Below are 17846 nucleotides of genomic sequence, written 5' to 3' on the forward strand. Positions count from 1 at the left end.
CCGCCGATGACCACGGAAACGACGATCACGGAAACGACGGCCACGGAAACGACGACCACGGAAACGACGGCCACGGAAACGTCGGCCACGCAAGCGATCACCGCGGACGCCTCCGGCACCTTCGAGCTGGGTGATCTGCCCGTCCGCCGCATCGGTTTCGGCACCATGCGGCTGACGGGCAGCGCCGCCTTCCACCACGGCACCCCGAGCGCCCGGGAGCGGTCGCTGACCGTACTGCGCGAGGCCGTCGGACTCGGGGTGAACCACATCGACACGGCGGCCTTCTACTTCTCCTCGCTGCGGTCCGCCAACGAACTCGTCAACTCCGCGCTGTCCCCGTACCCCGACGACCTGGTCATCGCCGCCAAGGTCGGCCCCTACCGCGACTACGACGGCGCGTGGGGCACCTCCGCCCGCCCCGACCAGCTGCGCGGCCAGGTCGAGGAGAACCTGCGCCAGCTCGGGCGGGACCATCTCGACGTCGTCTACCTCCGCCGGATGCGCCAGGACTCCATCGCCGAACACTTCGGCGCCCTCGCCGAGTTGCGCACAGCGGGGCTGATCCGGCACCTCGGCATCTCCGCCGTGGAACCCCGGCACCTCGCCGAGGCGCTGCGGATCGCCCCGGTGGTCTCCGTCCAGAACCGGTACTCCCTGGACCGCACCGACCCGGTCGGCGACGAGCTGCTGCGGCTGTGCGGCGAGCACGGCATCGCCTTCGTCCCCTTCTACGCCGTGGCCGGAGAGGCGGGCGAGCACGGCGCGACGGCCGCCCACGACGACGCGGTGCTCTCCGTCGCCCGCGCCCACGGGGTGACTCCCGCTCAGGTCCGCATCGCCTGGACGCTGCACCAGGGCTCGCACGTCCTCGCCATCCCCGGCACCGGCGACCCCGCACACCTGGCCGAGAACGTCGCCGCCGGAGCGCTGCGGCTCACCGACGGGGAACTGGCCCGGCTCGGCCGGGCCCGTACGCAGGCGGGCTGACCGCCGTAGGCAGACCGGACGAGGGCCTCGGGCAGACCGGACGGGGGCCTCGGGCGGGCCGGACGTAGGCCTCGGGCAGGCCGGACGAGGGCCTCGAAGGGGCCGGACGCAGGCCTCGGGCAAGCCGGTCGAACACCGCCTCCGGTGCCGCCGGGCCATGCCCGCGAGGGCCGGCCGGCGGCCGGTGTCACGCGGTCCAGACGCCGTCCCGCATCAGATGCCGGCCGCGCAGCTCGGGCACCCCGTGCCACGCCTGCACCGCGACCGGCCGCACCTGGAAGAAGCCGTACGCCGGGCTCTCCGTGCGCGGATCCCAGCCCGTCTTCGCCGCGAACGCGTCGGCCGCCGCCACCGGCACGTCGCCGGCGCCGAAGGTCCGTACCTCCCCGTCGACCAGCACGACGTCCTGGGTGTGGCCGAGGGCGAGCCGGGTGCGGCCGCCCTCGCGGAGATTGCGGCCGGTGGGGTTGGTGCCGCGCGTACACAGCCAGAACGACTCCTGGTGCCAGACGAACCACAGCGGTACGAGACACGGCACGCCGTGCGCGTCCGCCGTCGCGACCCAGATGTCGGTCTCCCGCTCCAGCCGGGCCAGCACATCGCTCTTGCGCCGGGCCGGGGCGCGGACCGGTTCGTTGATCGTCATGCCCGGTGACGCTACCGGCCCCGCCCCGCCGGCACCTGAGGCCCGGGGCCGTGCGCGCCTGCGACCCCGGGCGTAGGTCCCCGGCCCCGGTACGCCCCGCCGCCGGAGACCACCCGCGCCCGACGGGCGACGGCCCCCCCATGACCGATGCCAGGAGGGCACAGGGGTGACGCGCGTAGAAAGGGGACTGGCGTCCGCGACGTTTTACGTATAACCTCACCGGCTAACCGCCCCCCGCCGGAAGGTAGCCATGCGCCGCGTCGCCCTGGTCACCCTCGTCGTGCACGACTACGACGAGGCGATCCGTTTCTACACCGAGGCCCTGGGTTTCCGTCTCGCCGAGGACGCCCCGCGCCCCGACGGCTCGCGCTGGGTCGTCGTCGAACCCGGCGGCGAGGGAACCGGTACCGGCCTGCTGCTGGCCCGCGCCAAGGACGCCGGCCAGCGTGCCCGGGTCGGCGACCAGACCGGCTCACGCGTGGGCTTCTTCCTGCACACCGACGACTTCGCCCGCGACCACGCCCGGATGACCGCCGCCGGCGTGACCTTCCTGGAGGAGCCGCGCCACGAGCCGTACGGCACGGTCGCCGTCTTCCAGGACCTGTACGGCAACCGCTGGGACCTGCTCCAGCCCGCCGCCCACTGACCCGACCCGCATCACCAGCCGAGGAAACGACACGCCCATGACCGCGTCCCGCATCGACACCGAGACCCTCCGCCGGCTCCCCAAGGCCGTCCTGCACGACCACCTCGACGGCGGCCTGCGCCCCGCCACCGTCGTCGAACTCGCCGACGCGGCCGGCCACACCCTGCCCACCACCGACCCCGACGAGCTGGCCGCCTGGTACGTCGAGGCCGCCAACTCCGGCGACCTGGTCCGCTACATCGCCACCTTCGAGCACACCCTCGCCGTCATGCAGACCCGCGAGGGCCTGCTGCGCACCGCCGAGGAGTACGTCCTCGACCTCGCCGCCGACGGAGTCGTCTACGCGGAGGTGCGCTACGCCCCCGAGCTGATGCTCAAGGGCGGACTCACCCCGGCCGAGGTCGTCGAGGCCGTCCAGGAGGGCCTGGCCGCCGGCATGGCCAAGGCCGCGGCGGCCGGCACCCCCGTCCGGGTCGGCACCCTGCTGTGCGGGATGCGCATGTTCGACCGGGTCCGCGAGGCCGCCGAACTGGCCGTCGCCTACCGGGACGCCGGTGTCGTCGGCTTCGATATCGCCGGCGCCGAGGACGGCTTCCCGCCCGCCGACCACCTCGACGCCTTTACGTACCTGCGGGCCGAGAGCATGCCCTTCACCATCCACGCCGGCGAGGCGTACGGCCTGCCCAGCATCCACCAGGCGCTCCAGGTGTGCGGCGCCCAGCGCATCGGCCACGGGGTGCGTCTGACCGAGGACATCGTGGACGGCAAGCTCGGCCGCCTCGCCTCCTGGGTGCGCGACCGCCGGATCGCCCTGGAGATGTGCCCCACCTCCAACCTTCAGACCGGCTGCGCCACCTCCATCGCCGGACACCCCATCACCGCCCTGAAGGACCTGGGCTTCCGGGTCACCCTCAACACCGACAACCGTCTGGTGTCGGGGACGACGATGACCCGCGAGATGTCCCTGCTGGTGGAGCAGGCCGGCTGGACGGTGGAGGACCTGCGCACGGTCACCGTCAACGCCCTCAAGAGCGCGTTCGTCCCGTTCGACCAGCGCACGGCCCTTATCGAGGACGTGGTCCTGCCGGGTTACGCCGCCGCGCTCTGAACCAGCCCCTTGAGGTAGGCGGCCTGTCCGACGTGCTGGAGATCGTCGGACAGGACGCTCACCAGGCGCACGCCCAGGCTCACCGGGGGATCCCAGCGCTCGTCCACGATGCGCTCCAGATCCTTGGCGGCCAGGGTGCGCAGGACCCCGAGGGTCTGCTCGTGCACGGCGTCGTAGTACCCGGTGAGCAGCCCGGCCGACTCCACCCGCACCTTCGCGACCTTGGCCGGGGTGTGTCCGTAGCCCGTGTCGTGCCGGGGCAGGTCGAGCCCGAACCGTTTCCGCCAGTCCTGGGCGAGCCACACCTGGTCGAGGCCGAAGGCGTCGGCGAAGTGATCGTCCTGTACCCGGGTGAGGTGCCAGACCAGCCAGGCGACGGTGTTGGCGCCGGGGGCCGGGCGGTGGTGCAGTTCCTCGGGCCCGAGGCCGTCGAGGACGGCGTGGACTTCTTCCCGGATGCGGCCGTAGCCGTCGATGAGGATGTCCTTGGCATGCATACCGTCCACCATCGCAAACCGCCGCCGTCGCCGCGCCCGGAATCCGGCGGCCGGTGCGTCAGGCGCCCGTTTCGAGCAGGGTGACCAGTGCCCGGGCGGCCGGGCTGGTGGCCCGCTGCGGCGGCAGCAGGGCCACCGTCTCGTACCGCGCCTCGCCCATGCCCTTGAGCGGCAGTGCCGTGAGCGACGGCCGCTTGTGCCGGAAGTGCCGGGGCACGACCGCGATCCCCAGGTTCTCGTCCACCAGGTCCAGCAGACTGTGCACGTCGTTGACCTCCAGCGCGACCGTGCGCCGGAGTCCGGCCGCGGCGAACGCGGCGTCGGTGGTGCGGCGCGGGCCCCAGTCGGGGTGGAAGTCCACGAAGACCTCACCGGTGAGGTCCTGCGGGCCGAGCACGGCCGGCGCCGCGGCCAGCCGGTGGCCGGGGTGGCACAGCACGGTCATCGGCTCGCCGGCCAGGGAGACCGAGCGCAGCTGGTCGCTGTCGGCCCGGGTGCGGTAGGCGAAGGCCAGGTCCAGCCGCCCGGCCGCGACATCCTCCGCCAGCGCGCCCGAACCGGCCTGCCGCAGCCGGATCTCCACATCCGGGTGCCGGCCCCGGAAGGCCGCCAGCAGCGGAGCCACCCGCACCCCGGCGATGCACTGCTCGGTGCCGAGGGCGAGCGTGCCGCGCAGCACCCCCTGCACCGCCGCGACCGCGTCGTGCGCCGCCCGCACCTGGGCCAGGATCCGCTCGGCCTCCACCAGCAGCGCCCGTCCCGCCTCCGTCAGCGTCACCCGGCGCGTGGTCCGTACGAACAGCGGCGCCCGCAACTCCCGCTCCAGCGCCCGGATGGACGCGGACAGGCCCGACTGGGACACCATCAGGCGTTCGGCGGCCCGGGTGAAGTGCCGGTCCTCGGCGACCGCCACGAAGTGCTGGAGATGGCGCAGTTCCATGATTGAGCACCCTAGCCGCTGAATCCCATCGGATTCTTCTGTTGGACCGCTGCCCACCGCCCGGGGAACAGTGGAACCGGTAGATCCTGTGCCCACCCCTCATGGAGTCGCGTTGTACACCGCACACCCCGACCGCTACGCCGACATGCCCTACCGGCGCACCGGACGCAGCGGCCTGAAGCTCCCCGCCCTGTCGCTCGGCCTGTGGCACAACTTCGGCCCCGACCGGCCGGTGGAGACCCAGCGGGCCATCCTGCGCCGCGCCTTCGACCTCGGCGTGACCCACTTCGACCTGGCGAACAACTACGGCCCGCCGCCCGGCGCCGCCGAGTCGGCCTTCGGCGCGGCGCTGAAGGAGGACTTCGCCCGCTACCGCGACGAGCTGGTGATCTCCACCAAGGCCGGCTATCTGATGTGGCCCGGCCCCTACGGCGAGTGGGGCTCGCGCAAGTACCTGCTCGGCTCGCTCGACCAGAGCCTGAAGCGGATGGGCCTGGACTACGTCGACATCTTCTACTCGCACCGCCCCGACCCGGACACTCCGCTGGAGGAGACGATGGGCGCCCTGCACTCGGCGGTGCAGCAGGGCAAGGCCCTCTACGTCGGCGTCTCCAACTACTCCGCCGAGCAGACCCGGCAGGCCGCCCGCATCCTCGCCGACCTCGGGACCCCGCTCCTCATCCACCAGCCGCGCTACTCGATGCTCGACCGGCGCCCCGAGGAGGAGGGCCTGCTCGACGCCCTGGACGAACTCCAGGTCGGTTCCATCGTCTACTCCCCGCTGGAGCAGGGCCTGCTCACCGGCCGCTACCTCGACGGCATCCCCGAGGACTCCCGGGCCGCGAGCGACAGCCCGTTCCTGAACTCGGACGCGGTCACCGAGGACCTGGTCGCCCGGCTGCGCGCGCTGGACGAGCTGGCCAAGTCCCGCGGCCAGACGCTCGCCCAGCTGGCGCTGGCCTGGGTGCTGCGCGGCGGCCGGGTGACGTCCGCACTGGTCGGCGCGAGCAGCCCCCGCCAAATCGAGGACAGCGTGGCCGCCATCGGGAACCTGGAGTTCGACGCCGGGGAACTGGCGCGGATCGACGCCCTCGTCAACCCGTGACGTCCTGTCCTGACCGAGTCGTACCCGGCTGAGCCGTACTCGATCGAGCCGTCTCGACCGAGCCGTACGCGACCGAGTCGCGCTCCGCTGAGCCGCACGAGCCCGGCCGCCCGTACCGGCGGCCGGGCTCGCCGCGTCCGCGCCTCCTCAGGCGTCGGCGGGCACCCGGTCGAGGAAACCGAGCACGGAGCGGATACGGCCGTCCGCGTCCAGCGTGATCACATCGGAGCCGGCGACCGGGGCGGACCCCTCCCCGGAGGCGTCCCCGGCCTCGTGCACCAGCTCCCAGGAGAAGCGGGCGGTGTCGTGGTGGCCGTCCACGGAGCCGAGGGGACGGAAGACGAAACCGGGGAACCGCTCGTGGACGGCGGCGATGACGGCAGCGATCCCGTCGTGCCCGCCGGCGTCGACCAGGGGATCGGTGTAGCGGCCGTCCTCGGTCCAGGCGGCGGCCACCGCCTTCGCCGTCCGCTCGGGCCCGGCCGCGTTCCAGGCGTCGAAGTAACGGGCCACGGCGGTCTGGTAGCGGTCGGTGGTCGCGGACATGGGCGATCGCCTCCATCGAGGATCGGAACTGGTCAGGGCCCGGATCCCCGCTGGGGTGACCCGGTAGCGCAACCATGCCCGGCGCGGCCCGGGACCGTCGATTACCCGCGGGGTCATGGCCGGCTGCCCCCTGTGCCGAGGGCCGTCACCGCATCGCCCGGTTCCGGCCAGGACGTGCGCGGAATATGCCCGGAGACTGGCCGGAAAGACATGGTGACAGTGGTTCAGTAGTGAACATACTCGACTGTGCGGGCTTCACTTCCAGCGAGGTCCCGATCACGCACCGCACACGAGCCGCAGCGAAAGCGAGGCCGGCCCGCAGGCGAACGACGCGACGGGGGAGTGCGCATGCACGACGAGTTCCTGTGCCATGTCACCGCATACGGCACCTGCGGCGGACAGCGCATCGGAGTACCGCTCGGCACCTACCGGGCCCCCACGCTCGCGCTCGCCCTGTGGTGGCTGCGCGACCGGGCGAGCTGGATCGCCGACCGGCTCGACCCCCGGCCCGAGGCCGCGCACTTCCCGCCCGGCGCGCTGGTCCCCGTCGCGGACACCGTGCCCGACGTGCCGGCCGTCCTGCGCGCCTGGTGCGGCGCCCCGGACCGGCAGGAACTGGCCGCCGACCACCTGGCCGCGGGCAGGCTGGTGCGGATCGCGACCGGCGACGACACCACCGAGTACGAGCTGCTCGCGGAGTCCGTCGACGCGGTGCGCATGCAGCGGACCATACCGGCGTTGGCCGCCCCCGTCGCCTGACCGTCCGGCGCGCCGCGGGCGGCGGGGCGCCCCCCGGCACGAGGCCGCGCCGCGACCGGTGCCCTGTGCGCGGTCGGCGAACGCAGCGGAGGGACTGCCGGGCCGGGCTCGGGGTACGAGGACTGGAGCGACGGCGACCGGCCGCACCGGGCCTTTCCGAGAGAGAACAGCATGACCGAGCACCTGGGCGGGGCAGTGATACCGACTGGCTTCGACGTACCCGTGGAGCCGCTGCGGCGCGCGGCGCACTACACCGGCGCACCGGGCTGCATCGCCGAGGCACGTGCTTTCGCCGCCCGGTTCCTCCAGCAACTGCGGACCGAGTGGTGCGCGGGCGTCGACGACCGCGCCGACGGCGAGCTGCTGCTGGTGGTGAGCGAACTGGTCACCAACGCCGACCAGCACAGCAAGGGGCCCTACATCCTGGAGCTGGAGGGCACGGACAGCTCGGTCGTGGTGTCCGTGTACGACAGCAGTACGGCCCTGCCCCGCCGTTTCCCGAAGAATCCCGAGCGTGTCGGGCGGCACGGGCTGGAGATCGTGCACGCGCTGGCCACCGAGGTCACCGTGGAACGCGTCCCCGTGGGCAAGCGGGTACGGGCCGTCTTCCCCCTGGGCCGGGGCTGACCCGGCCGGGGCCCATGCTCCGCCGCCGGTTGCCACCGTCGTTTGTCGTTGGTCACTGTTTTCGTTCCGGCCGAGCCCTCACCGCGGCCTCGGCCTACGGCGGGAGCCGGCCGGAACGTGATCCGGTCCCCGGATGTCGTCAGGCGCAGCCCAGTTCGCCGAGCATCCCCTGGCGCAGTCGGGTGATGATCCGCTTGATCAGCCGGGAGACGTGCATCTGGGAGCAGCCCAGCCGCTCCCCGATCTCGGCCTGGGTGGCCTCCTCCACGAACCGCAGGTGGATGATCTGCCGGTCGCGTTCGCTCAGTTCCGCCATCAGTGGGGCCAGCGCGTGGAAGTCCTCCACGAGCCGCAGCCCTTCCTCCTCCACGCCGATGAAGTCGGCGAGCACCGCCTCGCCGTCCTCGGGGCCGTCACCGGTGAGCGCGGCGTCCAGGGAGGCGGAGTTGTAGCCGTTCGAGGCGAGCTGGGCCTCGACCACCTCGTTCTCGGAGAGGTTCATCAGCGTGGCCAGCTCCGCCACCGTCGGATCCCGGTCCAGCCGGCTGGACAGCTCCTCGCGCGCCTTGGCCAGCTCCACCCGCAGCTCCTGGAGCCGGCGCGGCACATGGACGGCCCAGGTGGTGTCCCGGAAGAACCGCTTGATCTCGCCGACGATGTACGGCAGCGCGAACGACGTGAACTCGACCTCGCGCGACAGCTCGAACCGGTCGATGGCCTTGATCAGGCCGATCATGCCGGTCTGGACGATGTCCTCCATGTCGTCGCCGCGGCCCCGGAACCGTCCGGCCGCGAACCGCACGAGCGACATGTTCATCTCGATGAGTGTGTTGCGCGCGTACTGGTACTCGTGCGTTCCCTCTTCCAGCTCGGCCAGACGGCGGAAGAACTGCCGGGACAGCTCGCGAGCGTCGCGCGGGGCGACGGACGCCGGGTCCGTGATGCCAGGCAGTGACCCTTCGCCCGTGCTGCCCTGCTCGGTCTGCTCGACGACCTCGGCTTCCGAACGGATCCCGGCGGCGGTGTTCATTACCTCTCCCACGAAAGTCACGGTTCGACGTCTCCCTGTACGCGGCCTGCGAGCCGGCTCCGGGTGGTGCCGGGTCCAGTGTTTCAGGCGGCGCCTTCGGCGGGTACCCGCAACCCGGCGGATCATGCCTGCCCGCGGAGCCGCTCACGGCGCGGGTACCCATGGTGACGCCTCGCATGCCCCCGCCGCGGCGCACTGGCGGGAAACGACCGGTCGCGCGGGGTCCGGCCGGCGATTTCCCTCAGGGCGCAACGCCCGGTCCTTGCCCCGGACGGCACCGCTCCTAGGCTGACGGGATGACCAACCCGGTGAGCGACGAAGCCCGAGTGATCCCCCTGCGACCGGCGCCGGCCCGCCCCAAGGCGCCGGAGACCGAGCCCGCCCCCAGGGAGCCCCTGTGGCGTGATCTGGTCGGCGAGGTGCTGCGCCGCGAGCGGCGGGCGCAGCGGCGCACCCTGAAGGACGTGGCCGACACGGCCCGGATCTCGCTGCCGTACCTGTCGGAGGTCGAGCGGGGCCGCAAGGAGGCGTCGTCCGAGGTCCTCGCCGCCGCCGCGCACGCCCTCGGCCTGAGCCTCGGCGACCTGCTGGCGCGGGCGCACGGCGAGCTGTCCCGCCGTACGGCCGGCCACCGGGCGGCGGCCCCCCGTCACGGTTCGTACCGCGGCCTCTGCCTCGCCGCCTGAGCCCGGCACCGGGCGCGCCGGGGCCCGCCACGCGGCCCGGCCCCGGCGCCCGGGAATCTTTCACCTGTTCGAATGAACCGGTGGCCGGGCCGATGAGATGCGCGGCGCGGAGCGGTCTTCCCCTACGACCGTGTTCCCCGACGTTCCCCGACCCGATCCACGCCCCGGGAGGCACCCATGACCACCGACGGATTCATCACCTGCCTCTGGTTCGACGGCAAGGCGGAGGAGGCCGCGCACTTCTACGTGTCCGTCTTCAAGGACTCCCGCGTCGAGCGCGTCGTGCGCCGGCCCGAGTCCGAGTCAGAGTCAGCGGCGGAGGCCGGGCCCGGCCCGGCCGGTTCCGTGCTGACCGTGGAGTTCACGGCCAACGGCCAGCGGTTCGTCGCGCTCAACGGCGGCCCCGAGTTCACGTTCGACGAGGCCGTCTCCCTCCAGATCCTCTGCGCCGACCAGCAGGAGATCGACCACTACTGGACGAAGCTGACGGAGAACGGCGGCGAGGGCGGCCCCTGCGGCTGGCTCAAGGACCGCTACGGCCTGTCCTGGCAGGTCGTCTACGCCCCCTTGCTCGGCATGATCGCCGACCCGGACCCGGAGAAGGCCGGCCGGACCCTGCGCGCCATGCAGGGCATGGGCAGGCTGGACGCGGCCGGGCTGGAGCGGGCGTACGCGGGCGGGTAGCGGCCGCCCGGCACCGGCACGGGACCCGGCTCGCCGCGCGGGCCGGACCCCCGATGGCTAGCGTGAACAAACAGGGACACCTCACATCAGGAGGGCCGTCGGCATGGCCGTACAACCCGAAGGAACGCCCTGTTGGGCCGACGCGATGTTCAGCGACGTCGAGGGAGCCAAGCGGTTCTACGGCGACGTCCTCGGCTGGACCTTCGGCGAGTCCTCGTCGGAGTACGGCAACTACACCCAGGCCTACGCCGACGGCAAGGCCGTCGCGGCCGTCGTCCCGCCCATGCCGGGGCAGGAGGGCCAGTCGCAGTGGTGTCTGTACTTCGCCTCGCCGGACGCCGCGGCCACCGCCCGGAAGATCCGGGACAGCGGCGGGGAGGTGCTGCTGGAACCGATGCGGGTCGGCGACTTCGGCACGATGTGTCTGGCCCGTGAACCCAGCGGCGCCGTGTTCGGCGTGTGGCAGGCCGGCACCCACGAGGGCTTCGAGGCGACGGCCACACCCGGCGCCTACTGCTGGGCCGAGGTCTTCACCAGGGAACCGGAACAGGCGGACGCCTTCCTCTCCTCCGTCTTCCCCTACCGGATGAAGGAGATCGAGGACGACGCCGTGGACTTCCGGATGTTCGACATCGGCGAGGACACCGTCCTCGGCCGGATGCGGATGACCGACGACTTCCCGCCCGAGGTGCCCTCGTACATCAACGTCTACTTCACCGTCGACGACTGCGACGCGGCCGCCGACCGGGCCGTCGGGCTTGGCGGAATCCTCCGCTTCGGGCCGATGAGCAGCCCCTTCGGCCGGTTCGCGGCGCTCAGCGACCCGCAGGGCGCCGACTTCTCGGTGATCGACATCACCACCACCGAGGGACGGATGCCGAAGATCAGGGACGTCTGACCGGCCCCGGCACGGACCCGTCCGCGGCCATGGCATCATCGAGCGCATGCGTGAACGTGTGGTGGCCGCGTGCGACGGGGCTTCGAAGGGAAACCCCGGACCGGCCGGATGGGCGTGGGTGGTCTCGGACGGCGACGAGCGGACCCCCGCCCGCTGGGCGGCGGGCCCGCTCGGCCGGGCCACCAACAACGTCGCGGAACTGACGGCCCTGGAGCGGCTGCTCACGGCCGTCGACCCGGAGGTGCCGCTGGAGATCCGGATGGACTCCCAGTACGCGATGAAGGCCGTCACCACCTGGCTGCCCGGCTGGAAGCGCAACGGCTGGAAGACCGCCGCCGGCAAGCCCGTCGCCAACCAGGACCTGGTGGTCCGCATCGACGAACTCCTCGGCGGCCGGTCCGTCGAGTTCCGCTACGTGCCCGCCCACCAGGTCGACGGCGACCCGCTGAACGACTTCGCCGACCGCGCCGCCAGCCAGGCGGCCTCCGTCCAGGAGTCCGCCGGCAGCGAACTGGGCTCCCCCGAGCCCCCGCCGTCGCCCGACACCCCGGCGGCGGCCGGGGCACCGCGCCGGAAGACGCCCCGCCGCACCGGCGCCGGGGCCTCCTCGTCCGCCCGGACCATCAAGGCCAAGTTCCCCGGCCGCTGCCTGTGCGGCCGGTCCTACGCGGCCGGCGAGAAGATCGCCAAGAACGCGCAGGGCTGGGGCCACCCGGAGTGCCGTACCGCCGAGGCCTGATCAGGCGTCGAACGTGTAGTACGCGGTGTGGTCCAGCAGATCCGCCGGGCGCACGGTGTTCCACGGCTTCATGGTCTCGTCCAGGTCCACCACGTCCGGCGTGCCGCCCGCCGGCACATACGCGGAGTCCGGGTGCCGCCGCTGCCACTCGGCCCACAGCTTGTCGACGTAGGCGTGGTGCAGCCAGAACACCGGGTCGTTGGGGGAGACCCCGGTGGCCATCTGTCCGCCGACCCACACATGCACCCTGTTGTGCAGGTTGACCCCGCGCCAGCCCTCCAGGTGGTTGCGGAAGCCCTCCGAGGCGCTGTTGTACGGCGGCAGGTCGTACGCCGCTATCGCCAGGACCGACTCCACCTCGGCGCGCGTCGGCAGCTCGGCCACGCTCGTGCCGAGCGAGCGGCGCAGGAACGTCCGGCCGTCGACGCGCACGTTGATCGGCCAGTTGCCCGTGGACACGGCGAACGGGCCGTCCATCACCCGGCCGTCGGTGCTGCGCCCGGTGCCGCCGAGGAAGTCCGGCGCCCACAGCGAGGCCCGCACGGTGCGGTCGGCGGTCCAGTCCCAGTACGGCAGTGTGACGGAGGAGTCCACGGACTGCAGCGCCTGCTCGAAGTCGAGCAGGAACCTGCGGTGCCAGGGCAGGAACGAGGGGGAGCGGTGGCCGGTCCGCTCCCCGCCGTCGGTGTCCGACATGATGAACTCGTTGTGCGTGCGGACGAACTCGTCGTAGCGCCCGTTGCGCTTGAGTTCGAGGACGGCGGCGACGAACCGGCGCTTCTCGTCGGCGGTCAGGGCGGCCTGGTTCTTGCGTACGGTCATGGTGCGCGGTGCTCCGAAGTCCTTGCGGGGGCGGTCAGTTGGTGGGGAACGGCAGCAGCGGGGCGCCCTGCAGCTCGTCCACCGCGGCACGGGCGGCGGCGCGCGGGGTGGGCACCGGGTCGTAGTGGGTGACGGCCGCCGTGGCGGTCGCGGCGACGGCGGCCGCCGCAGTGAGCGCGCGGCGCCGGGTGATCTCGGGCATGCGGGTCCTCCGGAAGAGTGAAGATTTCGTGACGACGCATGCCTATCGACAGCACCCTGAACGGAAGAAATCCGCCGGAACCGGTTGGCTGTGATCCGGACAATTAACCACATGTCATACAGAGTTGAACAAAAGATGATCTTGCTGTGGCGGTGGCCGGATCCGCACCGGAACGGGGAATTCCTTGCCGGGGCGCCCCCGTTTTCCTTGATCCTTTCCGGCGGCGGCCCGCCCGAGTGGCGCGGCTCACCATGCCAGACTGACGCGATCATGCGGCGCGGCCCTGCTACCCTCCGGTTCCGTCCGGACACGGCCGGTGACAGTCAGGGGTGTGCGTGTGAAGGTCGTCTGCGTCGGAGGCGGGCCCGCCGGACTCTGCCTCGCCCTCCTGCTCAAACGGCAGGACCCGGCCCACGACATCACCGTCCACGAACGCGACCCCGAGGGCTCCACCTACGGCTGGGGCGTGACGTACTGGCGCGGCCTGCTCGACCGGCTCCGGGCCTACGACCCCCCGACCGCCCGCGCCATCGAGGAACACTCCGTCCGGTGGACGGACGGCGTCGCCCACGTCGGCGACCTGACCACCCGGCACCACGGCGACGAGGGCTTCGGCATCGGCCGGCACCGGCTGCTCGGCCTGCTCGCCGATCGGGCCCGCGCCCTCGGCGTCCGCCTGGAGTACGAGAGCGCGCCTGCCCGGCCGCCCGCCGGCGCGGACCTCGTCGTCGCGGCCGACGGTCTGCACAGCGCCCTGCGCACCCGCCGCGCCGACCACTTCGGCACCCGCGTCACCCCGGGCCGCAACCCCTACCTCTGGCTCGGCACCACCAAGGTCTTCGACGCCTTCACCTTCGCCTTCACCGAGACCGGGCACGGCTGGATCTGGGCCTACGGCTACGGCTACAGCGCCGACCGCAGCACCTGTGTCGTCGAGTGCTCCCCGGAGACCTTCACCGGACTCGGGCTCGGCCGGACCGGCCCCGGCGAGAGCCTCGCCCTGCTGGAGAAGCTCTTCGCCCGCGTCCTCGACGGCCACCCCCTCGTCGCCCGTCCCGGCGTCGCCTGGGGGACCTTCCGCACCCTCACCAACCGCACCTGGCACGACGGCAACGTGGTCCTGCTCGGCGATGCCGCCCACACCACCCACTACTCCATCGGCGCCGGCACCACCCTCGCCCTGGAGGACGCCATGTGCCTGGCCGACGCCCTGCGCGCGCACCCCCTGCCCGAGGCCCTCGCCGCCTACGAGCGCCGGCGCCGGACCGCACTGCTGTCCGCGCAGAGCGCCGCCCGCTACAGCGCCCGGTGGTACGAGAACCTGCCCCGCTACATCCACCTGCCCCTGCACCGGATGTTCGCCCTGCTCGGCCAGCGCCACTCACCGCTGCTGCCGTATGTCCCGCCGCAGCTGTACTACGGCCTGGACAAGGCGGCCGGCCGGCTGGTGCCCCTGCGCAGGTTCAAGCGCTGGCTCGGCCCCCGCGCCGCCCGCGCCCTGCACGCCCGTACCGAACGCACCCGCTGACCGCTTCCCACCACCCGGGCGTACCTCCGCACGCACAACCTCCGCACACACGCACACACGCACACAGACAAGGAACCCCCCATGGCCGTACCCGTCCAGTTCGACCACACCTCGTCCGGCTACAGCCTCCAGCGCGCCTACTGGCTGGCCCGCGCCGCCGAGCTGGCCTACAAGGACGAGGCCGCCATCGAGGAACAGGCCGCCCGGTGGGGATTCGAGGAGGTCCGCCACCACCACACCCGCTTCACCCCGCCCTTCCCGCTCCAGGACACCCAGGCGTACACGCTGGCGAGCGACCGGACCCGGCCGTCCACGCCACGCTCGCCGAACTGCGCACCGACGGCCAGACCGTCTACTTCACCGGGCACAGCCTCGGAGGCGCCCTCGCGATGCTGGCCGGCGCCCGGCTGTACCTGGAGGAGCCGTTCCTGGCCGCCGACGGCGTCTACACCTACGGTCAGCCCCGCACCTGCGACCGGCTGCTGGCGGAGGCCTTCCACCAGGGCTTCGGCGGCCGGATGTACCGCTTCGTCAACAACAACGACATCGTCCCGCAGCTCCCGCCAAAGCCGGTCTACACCCATGTCAGGGCGCTGCGCTACTTCGACTCCAAGGGCAGGCTGCACGAGTCGATGCCGCTGCTGTCGGCGCTGGGCGACCGGGCCGGGGGCCTGACCGCGGACCCCTTCGCGCCCGCCTCCGACGGCGTCCGCGACCACCTCATGCGCCACTACCTCGCCGCCCTGGAACACAACCTGGCCTGAGCCGCCCGCCCGGAGCCCGGCGGCCACCCGGCGCGGCGACCGCCCGCGCCGGGTGGCCGGCGCGGGCGGACCCGTACGGGATCCGGCGAGACTACCGGCATGGATCTGCTGTCCCTGCGCTATTTCCAGGCCGTCGCCCGGCACCAGCACATCAGCCGCGCCGCCGAGGAACTACGGGTCGCCCAGCCGTCGGTGAGCCGGACCATCCGCCGGCTCGAAACCGAACTCGGCGTCCCGTTGTTCGACCGGCAGGGCCGCCGCATCCGGCTCAACGATCACGGCGCCGCCTTCCTGGCCCGGGTGGACCGGGTGCTGGCGGAACTCGACGACGCGCGGCGGGAGCTGGCCGACGCCGCCGGACCCGGTCCCGGCCGGGTCGCCGTGGCCGCCGAGACCCTGCTCCAGCTGTCCGGCGTGCTGTCCGCCTTCCGCGCGCTGCGGCCCGGGGTGCGGGTGCGCCTGTTCCAGGCCCCGGTGGACGCCATGCACCGGCATCTGCGCACGGCCGAGGTGGACTTCGCCATCGCCTCCCAGCCGCTCGCCGGACCCGGGCTGTGCACGCTGGAATTGGTCCGCGAGGAGGTGCTGTTGGCCGTACCGGCCGGGCACCCGCTGGCCGGCCGGGCGAGCGTCACGGTGGCCGAGCTGGCCGGCGAGGACTTCGTCAGCACCCGCGCCGGCCACTGGCAACGGTCCCTGCTGGAACGGCTGTTCGCCCGCGAGGGACTGTCCCCGCGGGTGGTCTGCGAGGGCGACGAGGCGGCCGCCACCCCCGAGCTGGCCGGTGCCGGACTCGGCCTCTGCCTGCTGCCGGCCGTCGCCCGGCGGGCCATCGGCGAGGACGGACCGGTGGCCTGGCTGCGGCTGGACGCCCCGGACTGCCACCGCACGCTGACCCTGGTGTGGCGGCGCAACGCCCATCTCTCGCCCGCCGCCCGGGACTTCCGCCGGCTGGCCCGGGAACGGCTCATGTCCCTCGCGCCATGAGCACATGGCCGAACCGGTCGTGGAAGGTGCGAACGCCTCCGCACTAGCGTCACACCGTGCCCACCGCACAGGACGAGGGAGAACAGCGATGAGCGAACGACAAGCCCCGGTACAGGCCGGGTTCCGCAGCTACGCGGAGGCCGTCCTCGACGTGCTGTCCGCCCGGCCGGCACAGGCGGCGGTCACCACCGCCGAGGGGCGGGTGGTCGGCGCCGGGGAGTTCCGGGACCGGGTGTACCGGCTCGCCTGGGAGCTGGCCGGGCGCGGGACGGGCCGCGGGGCCACGGTCACCCTGCTCACCGGCAACACCGTGGAGGCCCTGGTGGCCCGTTACGCCGTCAACCTGACCGGCGCCCGGGTGGTCGTCCTCTACGAGGGCATGAGCCCGCCGGTCATGGCGCGGGTGATGGCGAGCGTGGACTGCTCCCTGCTGCTGGTGGACGACCGGCAGCGGGAGGCGGCACGGCACCTGTCCCGGCTCCCCGGCATTCCCGAAGTCCTCTGGCTGGGACCGGACGGTGACGCGGAGGACGTGCTCGCCGCGGCGGCGCGGCGGCCGGCCCGGCCGATGGGCGGCCGGGTGGGCCCCGACGACGACTGGTGCGTCCGGCACACCGGCGGCACCACCGGCATCCCCAAGGGCATCCGCATGACCCACGGTGCCTACCGGCTGAGCATGGACCAGGGGTTCGCCGTCGCCGGCGACCCGCCCCGCTTCCTGGCCTGCACCGCCCTCGCCCATCTCGCCGGGATCTTCACCGACCTGGCGCTGTACCAGGGCGGCTCGGTGGTGCTGCGGCACGGCTTCGAACCCGGGGACGTGCTGGCCACGGTCCAGCGCGAACGCGTCACCCACACGTGGCTGCTGCCGCCCCTGCTCTACCGGCTGCTGGACCACCCCGACCTGCCCCGCACCGACCTGTCCGCGCTGCGCCGCATCAGCTACGGCGGCACCCCGGCCTCACCGGCCCGGATACGGCAGGCCGCCCGGGTCCTCGGGCCGGTGCTGCACGGAATGTACGGGCAGGCGGAGGCACAACTCATCACCCAGACGGGCCCGGACGAACAGGGGATCACCGGCCACGGCGGGCAGCTGACCGTCGGCCGGGCCCTGCCGGGCGTGGAGATCACGATCCGGGACGCCGACGGCGCCATCCTGCCGCCGGGGGAGTGGGGCGAGGTGCGGGTGCGCTCGCCCTATGCGATGGGCGGCTACTGGAAGCAGCCGGAGCTGACCGCCGAGGTGCTGCGGGACGGCTGGGTGCACACCGGAGACGTCGGCTATCTCGACGAGGACGGCTACCTCTACCTGGTGGACCGGATCAAGGAGATGATCGTGGTCGTCGGGGGTCACGTCTACCCGGCGGAACTGGAGGAACTGCTGCTGGGCCACCCCGCCGTAGGCCGGTGCGCGGTGTTCGGCAGCCGGGACGACGACGCGGTGGAGCACGTCCACGCCGCCGTGGTGCCCGCCGCCGGACGGCGGCCCACGCTGGAGGAGATCCGGGACTTCGTCACCGCCCGCAAGGGACGCCTCTACGCCCCCGACACCCTGCACCTGGTGGAGGACATCCCGCTGACGGCGGCGGGCAAACCGGACAAGCGGCGGCTGAGCACCCTGCTGACCGGCTGAGCCGCGCCGCGA

Annotated in this window: 20 protein-coding genes and 1 pseudogene; 14 read left to right on the forward strand and 7 right to left on the reverse strand. The window is 72.8% G+C overall.

From position 1 onward, the window contains the following. Positions 1–6: 6 nt before the first annotated feature. Positions 7–987 (forward strand): aldo/keto reductase, encoded by a 981-nt coding sequence (locus ABD350_RS36825; protein WP_344353612.1) that lies wholly within the window; start codon positions 7–9, stop codon positions 985–987. A 187-nt stretch (positions 988–1174) separates the two neighbouring features. Here ABD350_RS36825 and ABD350_RS36830 read toward each other — a convergent pair whose 3' ends face one another. Beyond that, positions 1175–1633, reverse strand: coding sequence for a pyridoxamine 5'-phosphate oxidase family protein (locus ABD350_RS36830; RefSeq protein WP_344353614.1), 459 nt, complete (start codon positions 1631–1633; stop codon positions 1175–1177). 250 nt (positions 1634–1883) lie between these two features. Here ABD350_RS36830 and ABD350_RS36835 point away from each other — a divergent pair, with 250 nt between their 5' ends. Both ABD350_RS36835 and ABD350_RS36840 read left to right on the forward strand, forming a co-directional pair. Further along, positions 1884–2279 carry a VOC family protein gene (locus tag ABD350_RS36835; protein WP_344353616.1) on the forward strand — a complete coding sequence of 132 codons (396 nt, stop codon included), beginning with the start codon at positions 1884–1886 and terminating at the stop codon, positions 2277–2279. 37 nt (positions 2280–2316) lie between these two features. Next, the gene (locus tag ABD350_RS36840) at positions 2317–3387 is read left to right on the forward strand and encodes an adenosine deaminase (protein ID WP_344353618.1); all 1071 of its coding nucleotides are present in this window, start codon (positions 2317–2319) and stop codon (positions 3385–3387) included. Here the strand turns inward: ABD350_RS36840 and ABD350_RS36845 are convergent. After that, entirely contained in the window at positions 3369–3884 is a 516-nt protein-coding gene (locus ABD350_RS36845) for a mycothiol transferase (RefSeq protein WP_344353620.1), read from the reverse strand. The two genes, ABD350_RS36840 and ABD350_RS36845, sit on opposite strands and share 19 nt — an antisense overlap. Positions 3885–3942: 58 nt before the next feature. Continuing rightward, positions 3943–4824 carry a LysR family transcriptional regulator gene (locus tag ABD350_RS36850; protein WP_344353622.1) on the reverse strand — a complete coding sequence of 294 codons (882 nt, stop codon included), beginning with the start codon at positions 4822–4824 and terminating at the stop codon, positions 3943–3945. 112 nt (positions 4825–4936) lie between these two features. Here ABD350_RS36850 and mgrA point away from each other — a divergent pair, with 112 nt between their 5' ends. After that, on the forward strand, positions 4937–5929 hold the full coding sequence (gene mgrA / locus ABD350_RS36855; protein ID WP_344353624.1) for an L-glyceraldehyde 3-phosphate reductase: 993 nt from the start codon (positions 4937–4939) through the stop codon (positions 5927–5929). A gap of 147 nt (positions 5930–6076) precedes the next feature. On the opposite strand, the gene ABD350_RS36860 is transcribed toward mgrA, so the two are convergent. Next, complete coding sequence (locus tag ABD350_RS36860) at positions 6077–6475, reverse strand: nuclear transport factor 2 family protein (protein ID WP_344353626.1); 399 nt, start codon at positions 6473–6475, stop codon at positions 6077–6079. 348 nt (positions 6476–6823) lie between these two features. On the opposite strand from ABD350_RS36860, the gene ABD350_RS36865 reads away from it, so the two are divergent. After that, positions 6824–7234, forward strand: a complete 411-nt coding sequence (locus ABD350_RS36865) for a hypothetical protein (RefSeq protein ID WP_344353628.1) — start codon at positions 6824–6826, stop codon at positions 7232–7234. A 171-nt stretch (positions 7235–7405) separates the two neighbouring features. Next, positions 7406–7861 (forward strand): ATP-binding protein, encoded by a 456-nt coding sequence (locus ABD350_RS36870; protein ID WP_344353630.1) that lies wholly within the window; start codon positions 7406–7408, stop codon positions 7859–7861. 139 nt (positions 7862–8000) lie between these two features. Here ABD350_RS36870 and ABD350_RS36875 read toward each other — a convergent pair whose 3' ends face one another. Then, positions 8001–8891 (reverse strand): RNA polymerase sigma factor SigF, encoded by an 891-nt coding sequence (locus tag ABD350_RS36875; RefSeq protein ID WP_344353632.1) that lies wholly within the window; start codon positions 8889–8891, stop codon positions 8001–8003. A 296-nt stretch (positions 8892–9187) separates the two neighbouring features. Here ABD350_RS36875 and ABD350_RS36880 point away from each other — a divergent pair, with 296 nt between their 5' ends. From ABD350_RS36880 to ABD350_RS36895, 4 genes are all read left to right on the forward strand, one after another. Then, positions 9188–9577, forward strand: a complete 390-nt coding sequence (locus ABD350_RS36880; RefSeq protein WP_344353634.1) for a helix-turn-helix domain-containing protein — start codon at positions 9188–9190, stop codon at positions 9575–9577. Positions 9578–9754: 177 nt separating this feature from the next. Next, a complete protein-coding gene (locus tag ABD350_RS36885) occupies positions 9755–10261 on the forward strand; it encodes a VOC family protein (RefSeq protein ID WP_344353636.1) in 507 nt (168 codons plus the stop codon). A 103-nt stretch (positions 10262–10364) separates the two neighbouring features. Beyond that, positions 10365–11159 carry a VOC family protein gene (locus ABD350_RS36890; protein WP_344353638.1) on the forward strand — a complete coding sequence of 265 codons (795 nt, stop codon included), beginning with the start codon at positions 10365–10367 and terminating at the stop codon, positions 11157–11159. A gap of 34 nt (positions 11160–11193) precedes the next feature. Beyond that, positions 11194–11898 carry a ribonuclease H family protein gene (locus ABD350_RS36895; RefSeq protein ID WP_344353732.1) on the forward strand — a complete coding sequence of 235 codons (705 nt, stop codon included), beginning with the start codon at positions 11194–11196 and terminating at the stop codon, positions 11896–11898. Here the strand turns inward: ABD350_RS36895 and melC2 are convergent, their stop codons facing one another. Further along, on the reverse strand, positions 11899–12720 hold the full coding sequence (gene melC2 / locus ABD350_RS36900) for a tyrosinase MelC2 (RefSeq protein ID WP_344353639.1): 822 nt from the start codon (positions 12718–12720) through the stop codon (positions 11899–11901). 34 nt (positions 12721–12754) lie between these two features. Next, positions 12755–12859, reverse strand: a pseudogene (locus tag ABD350_RS38125) (tyrosinase family oxidase copper chaperone); the annotation flags it as partial. Positions 12860–13253: 394 nt separating this feature from the next. On the opposite strand from ABD350_RS38125, the gene ABD350_RS36910 reads away from it, so the two are divergent. The 4 genes from ABD350_RS36910 to ABD350_RS36925 all read left to right on the forward strand — a co-directional run bounded on the left by ABD350_RS36910 (position 13254) and on the right by ABD350_RS36925 (position 17834). Then, a complete protein-coding gene (locus ABD350_RS36910) occupies positions 13254–14450 on the forward strand; it encodes an FAD-dependent monooxygenase (protein WP_344353643.1) in 1197 nt (398 codons plus the stop codon). 206 nt (positions 14451–14656) lie between these two features. Then, complete coding sequence (locus ABD350_RS36915; protein WP_417801509.1) at positions 14657–15214, forward strand: lipase family protein; 558 nt, start codon at positions 14657–14659, stop codon at positions 15212–15214. 99 nt (positions 15215–15313) lie between these two features. Further along, positions 15314–16201 carry a LysR family transcriptional regulator gene (locus ABD350_RS36920; protein ID WP_344353645.1) on the forward strand — a complete coding sequence of 296 codons (888 nt, stop codon included), beginning with the start codon at positions 15314–15316 and terminating at the stop codon, positions 16199–16201. A gap of 88 nt (positions 16202–16289) precedes the next feature. Then, positions 16290–17834: an AMP-binding protein gene (locus ABD350_RS36925; RefSeq protein WP_344353647.1), complete on the forward strand. Its 1545-nt coding sequence runs from the start codon at positions 16290–16292 to the stop codon at positions 17832–17834. Positions 17835–17846 lie beyond the last annotated feature (12 nt).

The organism is Streptomyces nogalater (assembly GCF_039532885.1).
GTDB classification, from domain to species: Bacteria; Actinomycetota; Actinomycetes; order Streptomycetales; family Streptomycetaceae; genus Streptomyces; species Streptomyces nogalater.